At 66.1% G+C, this 17921-nt stretch carries 16 protein-coding genes; 6 read left to right on the top strand and 10 right to left on the bottom strand.

The annotated features are described in order from the left end of the window. Window positions 1–12 precede the first annotated feature (12 nt). The 4 genes from E4341_RS08785 to lexA all read left to right on the top strand — a co-directional run bounded on the left by E4341_RS08785 (window position 13) and on the right by lexA (window position 3251). On the top strand, window positions 13–603 hold the full coding sequence (locus E4341_RS08785) for an aminodeoxychorismate/anthranilate synthase component II (RefSeq protein WP_165116654.1): 591 nt from the start codon (window positions 13–15) through the stop codon (window positions 601–603). A gap of 2 nt (window positions 604–605) precedes the next feature. After that, entirely contained in the window at window positions 606–1643 is a 1038-nt protein-coding gene (gene trpD / locus E4341_RS08780) for an anthranilate phosphoribosyltransferase (protein WP_165116652.1), read from the top strand. After that, window positions 1640–2434 (top strand): indole-3-glycerol phosphate synthase TrpC, encoded by a 795-nt coding sequence (gene trpC / locus E4341_RS08775; RefSeq protein WP_165116650.1) that lies wholly within the window; start codon window positions 1640–1642, stop codon window positions 2432–2434. Before trpD ends, trpC begins: the two co-directional genes overlap by 4 nt. Window positions 2435–2552: 118 nt before the next feature. Continuing rightward, on the top strand, window positions 2553–3251 hold the full coding sequence (gene lexA, locus E4341_RS08770; protein WP_165116648.1) for a transcriptional repressor LexA: 699 nt from the start codon (window positions 2553–2555) through the stop codon (window positions 3249–3251). Here lexA and E4341_RS08765 read toward each other — a convergent pair. Then, window positions 3232–5418, bottom strand: a complete 2187-nt coding sequence (locus E4341_RS08765; protein ID WP_205751257.1) for a ComEC/Rec2 family competence protein — start codon at window positions 5416–5418, stop codon at window positions 3232–3234. The genes lexA and E4341_RS08765 overlap by 20 nt on opposite strands. Here E4341_RS08765 and gltX point away from each other — a divergent pair. Beyond that, on the top strand, window positions 5417–6832 hold the full coding sequence (gene gltX, locus E4341_RS08760) for a glutamate--tRNA ligase (protein WP_165116646.1): 1416 nt from the start codon (window positions 5417–5419) through the stop codon (window positions 6830–6832). The two genes, E4341_RS08765 and gltX, sit on opposite strands and share 2 nt — an antisense overlap. Window positions 6833–6898: 66 nt before the next feature. Beyond that, window positions 6899–8200, top strand: a complete 1302-nt coding sequence (gene gltA / locus E4341_RS08755) for a citrate synthase (RefSeq protein WP_045811199.1) — start codon at window positions 6899–6901, stop codon at window positions 8198–8200. A gap of 56 nt (window positions 8201–8256) precedes the next feature. Here the strand turns inward: gltA and E4341_RS08750 are convergent, their stop codons facing one another. From E4341_RS08750 to E4341_RS08710, 9 genes are read right to left on the bottom strand one after another with little or no spacing between them, the layout of a single operon-like run. Beyond that, on the bottom strand, window positions 8257–9249 hold the full coding sequence (locus E4341_RS08750; protein WP_165116645.1) for an FUSC family protein: 993 nt from the start codon (window positions 9247–9249) through the stop codon (window positions 8257–8259). Window positions 9250–9251: 2 nt separating this feature from the next. After that, complete coding sequence (gene lpxB / locus E4341_RS08745; protein WP_165116643.1) at window positions 9252–10421, bottom strand: lipid-A-disaccharide synthase; 1170 nt, start codon at window positions 10419–10421, stop codon at window positions 9252–9254. Continuing rightward, a complete protein-coding gene (locus E4341_RS08740) occupies window positions 10418–11257 on the bottom strand; it encodes an LpxI family protein (protein ID WP_165116641.1) in 840 nt (279 codons plus the stop codon). The genes lpxB and E4341_RS08740 overlap by 4 nt, the downstream gene beginning before the upstream one ends. Next, on the bottom strand, window positions 11254–12042 hold the full coding sequence (gene lpxA, locus E4341_RS08735; RefSeq protein WP_165116639.1) for an acyl-ACP--UDP-N-acetylglucosamine O-acyltransferase: 789 nt from the start codon (window positions 12040–12042) through the stop codon (window positions 11254–11256). The genes E4341_RS08740 and lpxA overlap by 4 nt, the downstream gene beginning before the upstream one ends. After that, window positions 12042–12536 (bottom strand): 3-hydroxyacyl-ACP dehydratase FabZ, encoded by a 495-nt coding sequence (gene fabZ, locus E4341_RS08730; protein ID WP_370458482.1) that lies wholly within the window; start codon window positions 12534–12536, stop codon window positions 12042–12044. Before fabZ ends, lpxA begins: the two co-directional genes overlap by 1 nt. Further along, window positions 12533–13546, bottom strand: a complete 1014-nt coding sequence (gene lpxD, locus E4341_RS08725) for a UDP-3-O-(3-hydroxymyristoyl)glucosamine N-acyltransferase (RefSeq protein ID WP_165116635.1) — start codon at window positions 13544–13546, stop codon at window positions 12533–12535. Before lpxD ends, fabZ begins: the two co-directional genes overlap by 4 nt. A gap of 7 nt (window positions 13547–13553) precedes the next feature. After that, window positions 13554–14159 (bottom strand): OmpH family outer membrane protein, encoded by a 606-nt coding sequence (locus tag E4341_RS08720; protein ID WP_055753512.1) that lies wholly within the window; start codon window positions 14157–14159, stop codon window positions 13554–13556. A gap of 32 nt (window positions 14160–14191) precedes the next feature. Then, the gene (gene bamA, locus E4341_RS08715) at window positions 14192–16657 is read right to left on the bottom strand and encodes an outer membrane protein assembly factor BamA (RefSeq protein ID WP_165116633.1); all 2466 of its coding nucleotides are present in this window, start codon (window positions 16655–16657) and stop codon (window positions 14192–14194) included. Window positions 16658–16686: 29 nt separating this feature from the next. After that, window positions 16687–17904: an RIP metalloprotease gene (locus tag E4341_RS08710; protein ID WP_165116631.1), complete on the bottom strand. Its 1218-nt coding sequence runs from the start codon at window positions 17902–17904 to the stop codon at window positions 16687–16689. Between the last annotated feature and the right edge of the window lie 17 nt (window positions 17905–17921).

Here is a 17921-nt window from a genome sequence, read left to right as displayed (position 1 = left end):
AGAAGCCAAGCCATGATCCTCGTCGTCGATAACTACGACAGCTTCACCTACAATCTCGTCCACTACCTCGCGGAGTTGGGCGCGCCGACGCATGTGGTGCGCAACGACGACCTGTCGGTGGACGAGGCGTGGGCGCTGAACCCCGCCGCCGTTCTGCTGTCGCCCGGCCCTTGCGCGCCCGACCAGGCGGGCATCTGTTTGCCGTTGATCACGACCGCGCCAGAGTCCATGCCGATCCTAGGCGTGTGCCTGGGTCATCAGGCCATCGGCCAGGCCTTCGGCGGCGACGTCATCCGCGCCAAGACCCTGATGCACGGCAAGACCTCGCCGATCCTGCATGAGGGCCAGAGCGTTTTCGCCGACCTGCCCTCGCCCTTCACCGCGACACGCTATCACTCGCTGGCGGTCAAGCGAGAAACCCTGCCCGACTGTCTGGAGGTCACCGCCTCGACCGCCGATGGCGAGATCATGGGCTTGCAGCATCGCACCCGCCCGATCCACGGCGTGCAGTTCCACCCGGAATCCATCGCCACCGAGCACGGTCACGACATGCTGGCCAACTTCCTTGAGATCGCCGGCGTAAAGCGCCTCGCGGCCGCCTGACCATGGGCGACGGGTTCAAGCCGATCCTCGCCCGGCTGGTCGAGGGCCATCCCCTGACGTCGCAGCAGGCGCACGACTTCTTCGCCGCCTGCCTGCGGGGCGAGCCGACTCCGTCGCAAGTCGCAGCCGCCGTCACCGCCATGCGGATGCGCGGCGAGACCGTTGACGAAATCGCCGCATTCGCGGGCGCCATGCGCGTTGCCGCTCTGACGCTGGATCACCCCTATGAGGTGATCGACACCTGCGGCACCGGGGGCGACGGTCAGCACACCTATAATATCTCGACCGCCGCAGCCCTGGTTCTGGCCGGAGCGGGCCTGAAGGTCGCCAAGCACGGCAATCGGGCGATGTCATCGAAATCAGGCTCTTCCGACGTCCTGTCGATCCTGGGCGTGAACCTGATGGCGTCGCAGGCGCAGCAGAAGAAGGCGCTGGATGAGGCCGGTATCTGCTTCCTGTTCGCGCCCGCCTATCACGGGGCGATGCGTCATGTCGGGCCGGTGCGAGCCGAGATCGGTTTTCGCACCGTCTTCAACCTGTTGGGACCGCTTTCGAACCCGGCGTCTGCAAAACGACAGGTCATGGGCGTCTATGATCCGCGCCTGCTGGAGCCGCTGGCCGAGGTGCTGGGCCGGCTTGGCGCCACCCGGGCCTGGACCGTTCACGGCCAAGGCCTGGACGAACTGGCGACTTCCGGCCCTACGGACGTCGCCGAATGGAAGGATGGCGCGGTTCGTCGCTTCCAAATCACGCCCGAGGACGCCGGCCTGCCGCAGGCCTCTATCGCAGACATTCGCGGCGGCGACGCCGAGGAGAACGCCGTCGCCCTGCGCGCGCTTCTGGCCGGCGCGGCCGGACCCTACCGCGACATCGTGCTGCTGAACGCCGCCGCCGCCCTCGTGGTGTCCGATCGCGCGGCCGATCTGGCCGACGGCGCCGCGCTCGCCGCTGCCGCAATCGACGACGGTCGAGCCGCCGAGGCACTGGATCGCCTGGCCCGCATCACTTCCACGCCGCTGGAAAGCGAAGAGCCCGCATGACCGACGTTCTGGACCGTATCGCCGCCTACAAGCGCAAGGACGTCGCCGCCCGCAAGGCTGCCACCTCGCAGGACGCGATCGAAGCCCTGGCCCGCGCCGCATCGGCCCCGCGCGGCTTTCGCGCCGCTTTGGAGCGGGTCGGAGAGGAAACCGGTCGTCCCGCCCTGATCGCCGAGATCAAGAAGGCCAGTCCGTCCAAGGGCCTGATCCGGCCCGATTTCGATCCGCCGGCCCTGGCCCGCGCCTATGAGGCCGGCGGCGCGGCCTGTCTGTCGGTGCTGACCGATGCCCCCAGCTTCCAGGGCGACGACGCCTATCTGGGCCAGGCCCGCCAGGCCGTCGCCCTGCCTTGCCTGCGCAAGGATTTCTTGGTCGATCCTTGGCAGGTCGCCGAAAGCCGCGCCCTGGGCGCCGACTGCATCCTGATCATCTTAGCCATGGTCGATGACCGGTTGGCCGCCGAGCTGCTTTCGGAAGCCGAACGCTTTGACATGGACGCGCTCATCGAGACCCACGACGAGGAAGAAATGGCGCGCGCCTGTGCGCTCGGCGGCGATCTGGTGGGGGTCAATAATCGCTCCCTGCGTACATTCGAGGTCGATCTGGAAACCACGGAGCGGCTGTCCATGCTGAGCCCCGTTCGGGCTCTGCTGGTTGCGGAGAGCGGCATCTTCACGCCCGACGACGTGGCGCGCGTCTCGGCTGCCCATGCCCAAGCGATCCTGGTCGGCGAGAGCCTGATGCGGCAGGCCGATGTCGAGGCGGCCACCCGTCAATTGCTGGCCGTTTGAGCCGAGACGCGGCGGCAAGCCTCGCCGTTAAGTTGACATTAGCAAGGAACACTTACAGAACATCGACAAATGTTCACGGCCCGTTCCGATTCGTCGGCGGGCGCATGAGGGCTTGGCGATGCTCACGCGCAAACAGCACGAACTGCTGATGTTCATCCACGAACGCATCCAGGAGACCGGCGTCTCCCCTTCGTTCGACGAGATGAAGGAGGCGCTCGATCTGGCCTCCAAGTCCGGCATTCACCGGCTGATCACGGCGCTGGAGGAGCGCGGCTTCATCCGCCGTCTCGCTCACCGCGCCCGCGCGTTGGAAGTCACAAAACTTCCCGAACAGGCGACGGCCGGCGCGCCGCGCGGTCGCGCCGGATTCAAGCCCGACGTCATCGAGGGCGGCGGCGGTGTCCGACCTGCGGCTCCGATGGCGGCCAACGACACCCGCGAGTTGCCGCTGATGGGCAAGATCGCCGCCGGCACGCCGATCGATGCGATCGAGCATGAAACCGCCCGGTATCCGGTTCCGGAGTCCATGCTGGGCTCTGGCGAGCACTACCTGCTGGAGATCGAAGGCGACTCCATGATCGAGGCCGGCATCCTGAACGGCGACATGGTGGTGATCAAATCGACCGACAGCGCTGCCTCCGGCGAGATCGTGGTGGCTCTGGTCGAGGGCGAGCAGGCGACGCTGAAACGCCTTCGCAAGAAGGGCGCCTCGATCGCGCTGGAACCTGCCAACCGCAACTATGAAACCAAGATTTACGGCTCGGATCAGGTCGCGGTTCAGGGCAAGCTGGTCGGCCTCATGCGCCGGTATCACTGACGTCAGGATCAGACTGACGCGTCCAAGGGCGGTCGCCGCGAACGTCGGCCGTCCACACCGCGCGCCATCGATTCGGCTCGCCCGAACGGACGCGCCACAACTCCACTGCCCCGCCTCGCGCAAAATCCACGCTGTCCAAGACAAGTCGATCCTGACAGGCGCTTGGGATCGACGAGACGACGGCGCGGATACTGACGACGGGCGCTGCGCGGCATAACGCCTCCATCTGATCTGAGCTCGGCGACTTTCGCCCCCACCAAATCGCCACGGGACCAGCCTCATTAGTATCCGGCAGACAGGAGAAACGGTCGCAGACCCAGCCCGCTTCTGATCGATCCGTCATGATCAGCCCTCGTCGTCGCGACCAGAGATCCACCGCAAACTCACGCACGCCAGGTCGTACGACGACGGCATCCTCGTCACGGTGAAAGGCGGCGTTTGTTCCACCATCGCCAATCCAGAGGTCCGGCGTCGGCGCACGCGGCCAGATCAGGACGGCGGCTGCGAAGGGCAGCCCCAACCATCGCAGGCGGCCCTGCCACAGACAGACGAACAATACGCCCAGAAAGGCGACCGGCAGGACATGGTTGGGCGCGCTGGCGACCGTTTTGACCGCGCCGGGCAATCCCGCCGTCCAGGCGCCGATCGCCAACATCAGGTCCACGCCCCATCCCGCGACCGTCAGGAACGGTCCCCCCAGCCCCAAGGGCTCAAGCGCTGCGCCCAAGGCCAGCGCCGGCATCAGGATGAAGTCCGCCACGGGCGACGTGCCGAGATTGGCCAGCAGTCCGTACATGGCGGTGCGGTTGAAATGCTGCATGGCGAACGGTCCCGTCGCCAATCCTGCGACGACGCTGGCCGCCACAGCCGCCGTCAACCAACCGCCTAGCCGTTGGACTGCCAGGATTGGCCAGGGCGCGGATATTTCGCGCGGGCGCTTCGGCCAGGCCTCGACCAGGGCGACCAAGGCCGCCGTCGCCGCGAACGACATCTGGAAACCCGGGGTGACGATGGCTTCAGGCTGTATCGCCAGAACGATAAAGGCCGCCACAGCCAGGCCATGCATGGTCACCGCCTGTCGATCCAGCAGGATGGCCAGAAAGGCGATGGAGGCGGTGATCGCCGCCCGCTCGGCCGGCGGCGGCGCGCCCGACACCACCAGATAGACCCCGACCGCCGTCAGGCCCGCCAAGGCCGCGACCTTCTTACCGTGAACCCGCAGGGCCAACCAGGGCCAGGCCGCGACGCCCAGCCGCACGGCGAAGAAGACGAACCCGCCGACGATGGCCATATGCAGCCCTGACACCGACAGGATGTGCGCCAGGCCGGAATCGCGCATCACATCCATATCCTCCTGACTGATCCAGGTTTCATGGCTGGTGGTCATGGCGGCGGCGATCCCGCCGGTCCGTTCGCCGAGCCGCGCGACGATCCTCTCGGCCAGTGCGAAGCGGGCGCCGTTGACCGCCATTTCAAGTCGAAGTCGCCACGGCGGCGGCGCCAGATCGGCCGTACGCGTTTCACCCAACGCGAACGCCACGCCGCCCATGCCTTGGAAAAAAGCGTTGCGGCCGAAGTCGTAGGCGCCGGGGCTGGCCGGCGCAGGCGGCGGATCCAGAATGGCGAACAGGCGGATCGCTTCGCCGGGCCGTGGAGGGTGGCCCCGCACCGTCGCTCGCAAGCGCACCGGCGTCTGATCTGGCATCAGTCCGCGGATCCAGACCGGCGCAATCACGACCCGCGCGCCTCGCTGCCCCGGGCTGTCGACATCGACGACCCAGGCTTCGATCACGGTCGGTTCGCTGAGCACGGGCGCGATCGGCGCGGCGACGGCTTCGGTGCGCACCTTCGCCGCCGCCAGCCCACCTGAAACGCAGGCCACCATCAACAGCAGCCAAGTCAGACGCCGCGACCAGCCGCGCCTACGCGCCACGACCCACAGCCCAAAGGTCAAGGCGGCCCCCAGCACCAAGGGCCACAAGACCGGCTCGGCTCGCAGGGCGAAATAGACCCCTCCGCCCGCGCCGAATGCGACCGGCGCCCATAGCCGCCATCTCAGGGTCTGGGCGGCGACCTCGGCGTGCAGCCAGGCGCGCAATCGCGCAGCAGGGGTGGGTTTTGCCGCATCGGGGCGTATAAGGGCGTCGCTTACGGACCCCTCCCCCATGACCTCACCTTCCTCGACTGTCGTCACCCGCTTCGCCCCCTCGCCGACAGGCTATCTGCATATCGGCGGAGCGAGAACCGCTTTGTTCAACTGGCTGTACGCCAAGAGACACGCTGGACGTTTCCTGATCCGGGTCGAGGACACCGACCGTGAACGCTCGACGGATGAGGCGGTGAAGGCCATTTTCGACGGCCTGAGCTGGCTGGAGCTGTTCGCCGACGACGAGCCGGTGTTCCAGTTCAGCCGGGCCGACCGCCACCGCGAGGTGGTCGATCAACTGCTCGAAACCGGCCACGCCTACCGCGACTTCACCTCGGCCGAGGAGACCGGTCGTCTGCGTGACGAGGCCAAGGCCGAAAAGCGCACTTTCGAATCGCCCTGGCGCGACCGCGAGCCGACCGTCGACGATCTGGCCTCGCCGCACGTCGTGCGCTTCCGTCGGCCAAAGGCGACGACGGTCACGGTGGCCGATGAGGTCCAGGGCGACGTGAACTGGTCCACCGACGACCTGGACGATCTGGTGCTGCTGCGTTCGGACGGCGCGCCGACCTATAATCTCGCCGTCGTCGTGGACGACCACGACATGGGCGTGACCCACGTCATTCGCGGCGACGACCATCTGAACAACGCCGCGCGCCAGAGCCTAATCTACGATGCGCTGGGCTGGACCCGTCCGACCTTCGCCCACATCCCCCTGATCCACGGACCGGACGGCGCCAAGCTGTCGAAGCGTCACGGCGCCCAGGCGGTGCATGAATACGCCGAGATGGGCTACTTGCCCGAGGCCATGCGCAACTATCTGGCTCGCCTGGGCTGGTCCCACGGCGACGACGAACTGTTCAGCGACGCCCAGGCCATCGAATGGTTCGACCTCGCCGGCATCGGCAAGGCGCCGGCCCGCCTGGACTTCGACAAGCTGGCCCATGTCAATTCGCACTGGCTGCGCCTCGCCGACGACGAGCGGCTCGCCAAGCTGACGCTGGATGCGCACCTGCAGAAGGGCCACGCCCTCGCAGAGGCGGACGAAGCCCGGCTTCAGCGCGCCATGCCTTTCGTCAAGGATCGCGCCAAGACGATCCTCGATCTGGCCGACCAAACCACCTTCGTTCTGAAATCCCGTCCGCTGATCCTGGACGACAAGGCGAAGGCGCTATTGTCGGGTGAAACCTTGGAGCGCCTCACCCGCCTGCGTGAGCGGCTGTCCCTGTTCCAATCGTGGGACGTCTTCGCGCTGGAAGCCGAGCTCAAGGCCTTTGCGGAATCCGAGGGCGTCGGGTTCGGAAAGATCGGCCCGCCAATGCGCTCAGCGCTTACCGCAGGGTCAACATCACCTGATATTGCACGAACTTTGTCGGCTCTTGGGCGCGACGAAAGTCTCGGGCGCTTGGATGATGCGCTGCAACAGACTAAGTGATCACCCACAAACCAAAAAGCGGCCGACGCCTCCCCGCGCCTGGACGTGTGATGCAAAGGGGCATTCATGACTGAACAAGCCAAACCCGCCGGCTCGGCGACCCTGTCCTTCGAGGACAAGACGATCGAGTTGCCGGTCCTTTCGGGCTCCACCGGCCCGGACGTCATCGACATCCGCAAACTCTATGCGGGAACGGGCGCCTTCACCTTCGATCCCGGCTTCACCTCGACGGCGGCCTGTGAATCGGCCCTGACCTATATCGACGGCGACGCTGGCGTGCTGCTGCACCGCGGCTATCCGATCGACCAGCTGGCGTCGAAGTCGAACTTCGTCGAGGTCTGCCACCTGCTGCTACACGGCGAACTGCCGACCGCCGCCCAGTACGAGAAGTTCGAAAACAGCATCACCACCCACACGATGCTGCACAGCCAGTTCGATCGCTTCTTCGAAGGCTTCCGCCGCGACGCCCACCCGATGGCCATCATGGTCGGCACCGTCGGCGCCCTGTCGGCCTTCTATCACGACAGCCTGGACATCCACGATCCGATCCAGCGCGACATCTCGGCCATTCGCCTGATCGCCAAGATGCCCACGATCGCGGCCCGCGCCTATAAATACCACATCGGCCAGCCGTTCGTTTCGCCGCGCAACGACCTGTCCTACGCCGAAAACTTCCTGCGCATGTGCTTCGCCGTTCCGGCCGAGGACTATCATGTCGATCCGGCCCTGGTTCGCGCCATGGACCGCATCTTCACCCTGCACGCCGACCACGAACAGAACGCCTCGACCTCGACCGTGCGTCTGGCCGGTTCGTCGGGCGCCAATCCGTTCGCCTGTATCGCCGCCGGCATCGCCTGCCTGTGGGGCCCGTCGCACGGCGGCGCCAACGAAGAAGCGCTGACGATGCTGAAGGAAATCGGCACCCCGGACAAGATCCCGGAGTTCATCCAGGGCGTGAAGGACCGCAAGTACAAGCTGATGGGCTTTGGCCACCGCGTGTACAAGAACTACGATCCGCGCGCCAAGGTCATGCAGCAGTCGGCCTATGAAGTGCTGGCCGCCACGGGCCGCGAGAACGACCCGCTGTTCCTGGTCGCCAAGGAACTGGAGAAGGTCGCCCTGTCGGACGAATACTTCACCTCGCGCAAGCTGTTCCCGAACGTCGACTTCTATTCGGGCATCACCCTGTCGGCGATGGGCTTCCCGACCACCATGTTCACCGTTCTGTTCGCCTTGGCCCGCACCGTGGGCTGGATCTCGCAGTGGCAGGAAATGATGGCCGATCCGTCCCAGAAGATCGGTCGCCCGCGTCAGCTCTACACGGGCCCGACCCAGCGCGATTACGTGCCGATCGAACAGCGCGGCTGAGACGAAAGCTGAAATGCAAAACGCCGGGGAGACATCCCCGGCGTTTTTCTTTGTCGTCAGACCAGCTTCAGATCCGCGAAACGGGCAGCCAGGTCATCCAGATCGCGGTGCATATGCGCCACGCCGATCGCAGCAGCCCCCAGAGCCACGTCGTCGCCCTCGACGGCCATGGACAGGGCCAGGCTTTGGTCGATCGCGCCCATGGGCTGGACGGCCGTGCCTTGAGACAGCGCCTTGAGTTGCTCCACCGCCCGCTCCGCGTCCTGAGACCAGGGATCCAACCGTGCGCCGGCGCCCTCGGCCTGGAAACCGCGCCCCAGGATGACGATGTCGCTGCGCACGCGCCAGAAGGCGCGCACAAGCGCGGCTCGATCCGCCGTCTCGCGTTGCGGGCCGGGCAGATCGATGACGTTCTTGGCGGCCTGACCCAATGCATCCAGCCGCCGCTTCAGATCGGCATGACGACGCGAAATCTCGGACGCATCCTCCGGGGCGGCCTTTGAGACCAAGGCCAGCAGCACCGCCGCTTCGCCCGCCGCCTCGCGCGCCTGAAGCTTGAAGGACTGCCTGGCATGGCGCGGAAACAGGGCCAGGATCGCCAGAACCCCCACGCCGCTGCCGACCAGGATTTCCATCACACGATCCAGCGCGAGCGACGCCGGCCCTTCCGCGCCCGTCCCGCCGGCGATGACGATGGTCGCCGTCACGGGCGCGACCTTCAGCCATGGCCGCCCGGTTGCAAAGAAGGCCAGCAGCCCCGCAGAGACGGCGATGCTCAGGGCCATGCTTTCCAGGCCCGGCGGACGAAGGAAGGCGAAGACCGCCCCCGCCAATGCTCCGGTCGCCGTACCGATGGCCCGGTCGCGTGCAACAGTCAGGACGCCGCCACCGACGCTCGCCTGGATGACGACGATGGCGGAAATCACGCTCCAGTATGGGTGCGGCAGGTTCAGCCAGGTCGCGAGATAGAGCGCGGCCATCGCGCCCACCGCCATCTGCAGCGCGGCGCGGACCTCGGCCGCACGTCGCGGACTGAGCGCCCGCGCCATCGTCAGCTCCCCGACTTCTCGGCGATGACCTTGAGCACGGCGTCGGCAGCCAACTCCGACGGGTCCGGTCCTCCGCGTCCCATCAAGTCCAATGCCGCCGTCTGGCGACGCGCCTGTTCGGCCGCCAGCGCTGGGTCAGCCAGCAGCCGCCCGACCGCCGCCGTCAGGATGGCCGGGGTCGCCTCGTGCTGGATGAACTCGGGCGCGATCCGGTCGTCAGCCGCGACATTGAACAGGGTGATGTGTTTGGCGGTCACGAACCGCTTCATCAGCTGATAGCTGAGCCCGTCGATCTTGTAGGCGATGACCATCGGCGCGCCCACAAGCGCGAGCTCGGTCGACACGGTGCCGCTGGTGGCCAGGGCGACAGTCGCGGCGCGCATGGCGTCATACTTTTCGGCTTCGTCGACCAGGTGAACGCGGAAGGGCCAGGCGGCGACGCGGCCTGCAACATCGTGAGCCACCGTCCCCGCGGCGACCACCGCAACTTCCAGGCCGGGGTTCGTGGTCTTCAGTTTTCTGACCGTCGCCTCATAGACGGGGGCCATTCGGGTGATCTCACTCGGCCGGCTGCCGGGCAGCACCAAGAGAAGCTGCGCATCGGCCGCGATCCCACGACGCGCGCGGAACGCTGCACCGTCCGCAGCATCAACATTCACATGAAGCGCAGACGAACCGACGACGGTCGTCGGCAGGCCCTCGCGCTCGAACCAGGGCGCATCAAAGCCGTAGAGGGCCAGAAGATGGTCGACAGCGGCTGCCAAGGTCTTGGCCCGGCCCGGCCGCGAGGCCCAGACCTGAGGCCCGACGTATTTGATCAGCGGCAGGTCCGGGCGCGCGGCCCGGATCGCCTTGGCCACACGGATGGTGAAGCCCCAACTGTCGATCAGCACCACGGCGTCAGGCTTTTCCCGCTCGGCCAGCGCCGCCGTCTGCTCGACGCGCCGCTTGACCTTGCCATAGGCGCGCAAGCCCTCGATCCAGCCCAGGATCGACAGTTCGGCGATGTCGAACGGGCTGACCACGCCTTCGGCCGCCATCTTGGGGCCGCCGACGCCGACAAAGGCCACATCGTCCCCCAACCGCATCCTCAACGCCTTGGCCAGACCGGCGCCCAGCGCATCGCCCGAAGCCTCCGCCGCCACCAGCATGATCTTCAGCGGACGGCTCACCGAGCCTCGCCCCAGACGAACAGGCCCAGACGGTTCGCCGTCTCGACGATGGCCGCGCGATCGATCAGGATCAAACGTTCCGCCACACCGCCGATGCCCGCCAGACCCGCCGCCGCCGCCATTTCGACAGTGCGCGGCCCGATCACGGGCATATCGACGCGGAGATCCTGAATGGGCTTGGGCGCCTTTCCGAGCGCGCCCTTGGGACTATCGGTGGTCCCGCGCAGATCGCTCGGCAGGTTGGCGACGCGGGTCAGCATGGCGTCCGTGCCTTCCTGCGCCTCGACGGCAAGGACCAGGCCATCGCAGACTACGGCGCCCTGACCGATATCCAGTTCACCTGATCTTTCGGCGACATGCAGCGCCTTCTTCAGATCGGCTAGCTGCTCCTCGGTCGGCGATAAGGCGCCCAAGGCGCCCGCGCCAAGCGTGTCGCCGCCCAGAATGTCGTCGGCGCCCTCGACGGCGAAGCCTTCGGCCTCGAACACCGACAGGATCTTGCGCAGCAGGGCATCATCGCCTTTGGAGGCGGCGGCGACGATGCCCGGCAACAGGGTCGCCCCTTTGAAATCAGGCTTGAGCGTCTTGAAATCCGGCCGATTGACGATGCCCGCCAGACACACGGTCGTGCAGCGCTCGGTCTTCAACGCCTTCAGGATCGCGCCGATCTGCGCCATGCCGAACTCGGCGCCGGGCCAGCGCGCCAGATGCTCGTCCGCGAACCCCGCCAAACGGATCACGAAAACCGGCCGCCCTAGCGCATCACAGCGCGCCGCGACGGCCGCCGGCAGATCCCCGCCGCCAGCGATCAGACCCAGCTTTCCAGCCGCGCTCATTCCGCGTTCGGCAGACACAGCGGACGCCGCCCGCCGTCGCGGATGAAGGCGATGATCTCCACGATCTCGGGCAGGTCGGCATAGCGTTCCGCCACGCCATCGATCCGACCGGCGAACTCGCCCTCGCCCTCGAACAGATCACGATAGGCCGCAAGCAGACGCCGCACCTGATCTTTGCCGTATCCCTTGCGCTTCAACCCGATCAAGTTCAGCCCACGTAGCCGCGCATGATTGCCCCAGGCCGAGCCATAGGGGATGACGTCGCGCGTCACCGCCGCCAAGCCCCCAATGATCGCGCCTTGCCCGACGCGACCATTCTGGTGCACCGCGCACAGCCCACCCAGGAACACCTTGTCCCCGACCTGAGCATGACCGCCCAAAGTCGCGTTGTTGGCCATGACGACATTGTCGCCGACGACGCAGTCGTGACCGACATGGGCGCCGGTCATGAACAGATTGTTCGAACCCACGACCGTTACGCCCGTCCCCTGCGGCGTGCCCCGATTGAAGGTGCAGTGCTCGCGGATCAGATTGTTTTCGCCGATCTCCAGCCGAACCGTCTCGCCCTTGTAGCCGTTGTGCTGCGGGTCGCCGCCAATGACGGCGAAGGGGTGGATGACAGTCCCGGCTCCGACTGTCGTGTCCTGCTGGACGACGACATGGCTGACCAGACGCACATTGTCGCTCAGCACCACATTCGGCCCGACCGTGCACCAGGGGCCGACCTCTACACCCTCGCCCAATGTCGCCGTCGCGTCGATCAGAGCGGTAGGATGAACGGTCATCACGCCTCCGGCCTAGGCGCGGGCGTGGGCACAGTCACGACCATGGCCATGAACTCGGCTTCGGCCGCCAGCTTGCCGTCGATGAAGGTCTCGCCCCGGAACTTGTAGGCGTCGCCCCGCGCGCGGATCACCTTGACCTCCATACGGAGCTGGTCGCCGGGCCGCGCAGGCTTTCTGAAACGAACCCCGTCGATCGACATGAACATGATGACCTTGTCGGCCACGGCGACGTCCAGCGTCTTGGACATCAGCAAGGCGCCGGTCTGGGCCATGGCCTCGACGATCAGCACGCCAGGCATGACCGGATCGATCGGGAAGTGCCCCGGGAAGAAGGGCTCGTTGTGGGTGACGTTCTTCATGCCGACGATCGACGTCGCGGGCACGAAGTCTTCGGCCTTGTCCACCAGCAGGAAGGGATAACGGTGCGGCAGCCGCCGCATCACCTCGGCGTAATCGATCTTGCCTTCGACGGCAGTCGTGTCGCTCATCCCTATGATTCCTTTGGAGCCTTCTTCGATGAGGCCTGTTTGGCGAGCCAGACCGTCTCGCGCAAGAACTGTCGGATCGGACGCGCCGGATAACCTGACCAGGTCTCGCCAGCGGGCACATTGGCCAGCACGCCGGCCCCGGCCGCCACGCGCGCGCCATCGCCGATGGTGATGTGGTCTCCGATCCCCGCCTTGCCGCCAAAGATGACATTGTCGCCCACGGTCACCGAGCCCGAGATGCCGGTATTGGCGACCAGGAGGCAGTTGCGACCGATGACGCAGTTGTGGCCGACCATGACCAGATTATCGATCTTGGTGTTTTCGCCGATGACCGTGTCGTCATAGGCGCCGCGGTCGATGCAGGAGTTGGCGCCCACCGTCACGCCGTCCTGAAGGATGACGCGACCGAGTTGGGGAATATCCATGACCCCCGCCGCTGTCCCCGTGGCGCCGAAGCCCGCTTCGCCGATCCGGGCGCCGGCGTACAGCTTCACCCGGTCGCCGATCAGCGCGAAGGCCACGCTGACGTTGGCGCCGATCGCGCAATCCCGGCCGATCTGCACGCCAGGCGCGATGACGCTGTTGGCGCCGATGCGGGACCCTCGACCGATGCGGACGCCCTGCCCCAGGATCGCGCCGGGTTCGACCACGACGCTGTCGTCCTCGCACGCCGCGTCGTAGGTGATCGCTTTGTCCAGAAGTATGGGCCGATGCAGCGCCAACGACGCCTTGGCCCAGGCGGCTTGCGGCGTGCGCGAGATGATGACGGCGGCGGACGACGGCGCGGCGTCCTTGGCCTCAGCCGGCACGATAACGCAGCCGGCCTGTGTCGTCGCCAGCGCGGCGGAGAACTTGCGGTCGCCCAAGAACGCGATCGCGCCCCCGTCCGCAGAGGACAAGGGCGCGACGGAGGCGATCATGCGATCCCCGCCCCGGTCGACCTCGCCGCCGATCTGCGCCGCCAGATCGGCGACGCTAAGGGGCGACAGGGTTTCAAAGAAGCGGGGATCGGGCATCTACGACTTAGTTGGCGGCAGCCGGTTGAGCCTGCGTCTGAGCCGGCACGGCCATACGGTTGAAGCTCAGGGTCGGCAGGGCCGTGTTCAGGCGTTGGATCGCCAGGTCGGTGACATCCATGGCTGGGTTCATCATGAAGACGCTCTCGCGGTCCAGCAGCAGGCCGCAGCCCTTCTCCTGATATAGGGCGGTCAGGATCGGCGAGACGGCCTCGGTGATGGCCTGACGCTGCATGCCCAGGGTGTAGCGCAGCTCGTTTTCACGCGTGGCTTCCAGCTGTTGCGCCTCTTGGGCTCGCTGCTGCAGGGCCTGACGGCGCTGTTGCAGTTGGTCGGCCGGCAGGCTCGAGCCCGAGGCTTGCAGTTGCTGAGCGTCCGACTGGATGGACGTGGCGTAAGGCTGCAATTCGCCCTGAACTTCCTGAGCCAACTGTTGCATGCGGGCTTCGACGGCCTGACCGGCCGACGACTGGGCCAGCAGACGCGCGTTGTAATAGACGCAGACGCCGGGGATCACCGGGCCGGGGTTGGCCGGCGCGCCGGCCTGTTGCGCCGAAGCGGCGGTGGCGATGAGCGAAGCAGCGGCGGTCGCCGCGATGATCAGAGCTTTCATGGTGTTTCCTCGTGCGGTCGAAAAAGCCGCGATTAGAACTGAGTGGAGGTCGAGAAGCGGAAGGATTCCGTCTTGTCGTAATCTTCCTTGGAAAGGACCTTGGAGATGTCGAAGCGGATCGGACCCATCGGCGACTTCCAGTGAATGCTGACGCCAGCCGATGCGCGCAGCGACAGCTCATCGGCAATATTGGTGTTCACCGTTCCGGTGGACGTCAGCTTGTAGCGGTCATCCAGCACGCCCAGCGTACCGACATCGGCGAACAGCGAGGTCTTGATGCCGTATTGCTCGGGCAGATAGTTCGGCACGGTGAGCTCGACCGTGCCGATGGCGTAGAAGTTGCCGCCCAGGGCATCGGTCGTATTCAGATCGCGCGGCCCCATACCGGCTGTCTCGAAGCCGCGGAAGCTGTTGCCGCCCTTGAAGAAGCGGTCGTTGATGCGGATCGGGTCGCCGTTCCAGCCGTTGACGTAGCCAGTCGAGCCCTGAACACTGACGACCCAGGCTGGCGTGATGCCATAGTACCAGCTCGCATCAGCCTCGGTCTTCACATAGTTCACGTCGCCGCCCAAACCCGCGAGGTCCTGACGCAACGAGCCAGCCCAACCGCGCGTCGGACGGATCGGATCGTTGGTGTAGTTGACCTGAAGCGTGTAGCCCGCCGACGAGTTGATGAAGCTGCCGATTTGGTCGCACAGCGCCGAAGACCCTTGGCCCACGCCCGAGCAGAAGCCGGTCGGCACAATGATCTCGTCGGACTTCAGGAAGTAGCGGGTGCTGAGCAGCATGTTGCCGTTCAACGGATAGGACAGACGCAGGCCCGCGCCGGTCGAGCGATAGTCGTACGACGAATACTGGCTCAGGTCGTAGCGCGAGTGGAACAGGTCGAAGCCGGCGCGCAGATCACGCCCCAGGAACTTCGGCTCCGTGAAGCGGAAGTCGACCTGCTGGCGCAGCGAGCCCCACTCCAGACGGGCGACCACGTTCTGGCCGCGCCCACGGAAGTTCCGCTCCGAGATGCCCAGATTGACGGTGAAGGAGTCGACGGAGCTAAAGCCCGCGCCGACGGACAGTTCGCCGGTGGGTTGCTCTTGGACATTGACGTTGATGATCGAGCGGTCCGGCGCGCTGCCACGCGTTTCCTCGACCGTGACGTCCTTGAAGAAGCCCAGGGCGCGCAGGTTGTTGCGCGAGCGCTCCATCAGGGCGCGGTTGAAGGCGTCGCCCTCGGTCAGCAGCAGTTCGCGGCGGATTACCGGGTCGATCGTGCGGGTGTTGCCGACCACATTGATGCGATCGATATAGACGCGCTGGCCCTCGGACACGTTGAAGGTCACATCGACCGTGTCCGTCTCGGGATTGGCCTTGTAGGTCGGATTGATCTCGACGAAGGCATAGCCGGCCGAACCTGCCGCGAACGTCAGGGCGTCGACCGCTTGCTCGATCTTGTCGCTCTCGTACAGCTGGCCTTCCCGGATCGGCACCAGGGCCTTGAGGAAGTCGGCGTTCAGCCGGTCGTTCTGGGTGACGACCTTGATCTCACCGAAGTTGTACTTGTCGCCTTCGTTCAGCGTCAGGGTCAGCTGGAACGCCTGATCGTCCGGCTGTAGCTCGGCGACCGAGGACACCACGCGGAAGTCGTAATAGCCGCGGTTGGTGTAAAACTTCCGCAACTGCTCCTGATCATATTCCAGGCGGTTGGGGTCGTAGTTGTCGTTATTGGAGAAGAACTTCCACCAGGTCGACTTCTCGGTGACCATCACGCCGCGCACGTCGCGATCCGAAAACGCCTCGTTGCCCAGCACGTTGATGGCGCTGATGCCGGTCTGCGGACCTTCATTGATCTCGAAGATCACATCGACGCGGTTCTGTTCCAGCTGGACCAGCTTCGGCGTCACAGTCGCAGAGATGCGGCCTTGCAGGCGATACAGTTCGACGATGGCGCCGACGTCTTCCTGAACCTTGGCGCGGGTATAGATGCCGCGCGGCGCCAGGGTCACTTCCTTGGTCAGCTTGTCCTTCGACAGCGCCTTGTTCCCCTCGAACACGACCTGGTTGATGATCGGGTTCTCGACGATCTGGACGATCAGATCGCCGTTCTGGATGCCCAGTTGCACATCGGCGAACAGGCCCGTCCGCGACAGGGTGCGCACCGCGACGTCCAGCACCGAGGCATCTACCGCGTCACCAGGACGGATCGGCAGATAGGAAAGGACCGTCGTCTGGTCGATCCGCTGCGCGCCCTGGACGATGATGCGGTTGATCGTGATCGTCTGCGGCGCAGCGATCTCGACACGCGGTTCGGCGGCGCTCGCCGCCGCCTGAGGCGCGGCCGTCGGCGCGGGGGTTTGGGCGGGCGTTTGAGCCGGCGCAGCAGGCGTCGGCACCGGCGCGGTCTGGGCCAGCGCGGGTGCGCCCAGCCCGGCGGCGACCGCCAGAGCCAGCAGGCTGGAGCGGGCGCTCAGTCGAACGGCGGCGCGAGAGGTCATGTCATTCATTCGGGAAACCGTCGGGGGCTGGCGTCGGCTCACGAGACGAGCCCGCCGAGGAATTGGAAGATATTGAGCTTCTGTAGGTCGTTCCACGTTGCGAACAACATAAATCCCGCCAAAAGCGCAAGGCCTGCACGATAGCCCATCTCCTGGAACCGCGCTGACACAGGCTGTTTCGCCACAGCCTCATAGCCGTAGAAAAGCAGATGCCCGCCGTCGAGGACCGGAATGGGAAGCAGATTTAGAAAGCCGATTCCGATCGAAAGTATGGCGGCCAAGGTTGTCAGCGTCAGGATCAGATTGATCGCCATGGCGCCAGGCGCTGGATTGGCCTCGACCGCGGCCGTGGTCAGAGAGCCCGTCGCCTTGGCCATGCCCAGCGGACCGCTGAACTGATCGCCCGACTCGCGGCCCGTCGCCAGGCGTCCGAGGTAGGTCAGGGTCGAGCCGATGACGTCGGCCGTTTGGCGCGCTCCCTCGGCGACAGCCTCGACAGGGCCATAGCGCACGTGGCGGACATCGCCGGCCGACGAGCCCAGCCCCAGGCCGATGCGGCCGACCTTGACGCGTCCGGCGATGGGGTCGTTTTCCTCGCGACGTTCCGGCGTCGCGACCAGTTCGACGGGACGCCCGGCGCGCTCGACCGTGAAACGCACAGGATCGCCGGTCGAGAGCATCACGGTGCGGGTGACCGCGCTTCCGTCCTTGACGGCCTTGCCGTTCACCTCGGTGATCAGGTCGCCGACCCGGAAACCGGCGGCGGCGGCTGGCGATCCGGCTTGGACCTGAGCGACACGCGCGGGACGCAGGGACACGCCGACGGCCATGAAGACGACGGCGAAGATGGTGATGGCCAGGATGAAGTTCGCGATGGGCCCGGCCGCGACGATCAGGGCGCGCTGCCACACCGGCTTGAAGTGGAAGTAATCACGCTCGGCGCCCGGTCCACGCTCGGCGACCACGCGGCTGCGCAGTTCGTCCAGTCCGGCCCGGTCGGGCACGCTGGACGCATCCAGATCGCCCGAGAACTTCACATAGCCGCCGAGCGGCAGCCAACCGAGACGCCATTCGATGCCGTTACGATCGGTGCGGCTGGCCACGGCCTTGCCGAAGCCGACCGCGAACCGGTCCACCTTCACGCCAAAGGCGCGCGCGACGAGGAAGTGACCCAGTTCGTGGATGGTGACGATGAAGGTCAGCACCAGCAGGAACGAGGCGATGGAGATCAGGACCTGACCCAGGACGCCCAGCATTCGAAAATCGTCTCCCC

The organism is Brevundimonas sp. 'scallop', from assembly GCF_011045535.1.
GTDB lineage: Bacteria > Pseudomonadota > Alphaproteobacteria > Caulobacterales > Caulobacteraceae > Brevundimonas > Brevundimonas vesicularis.
This window is presented reverse-complemented; position numbering and strand designations above follow the sequence as displayed.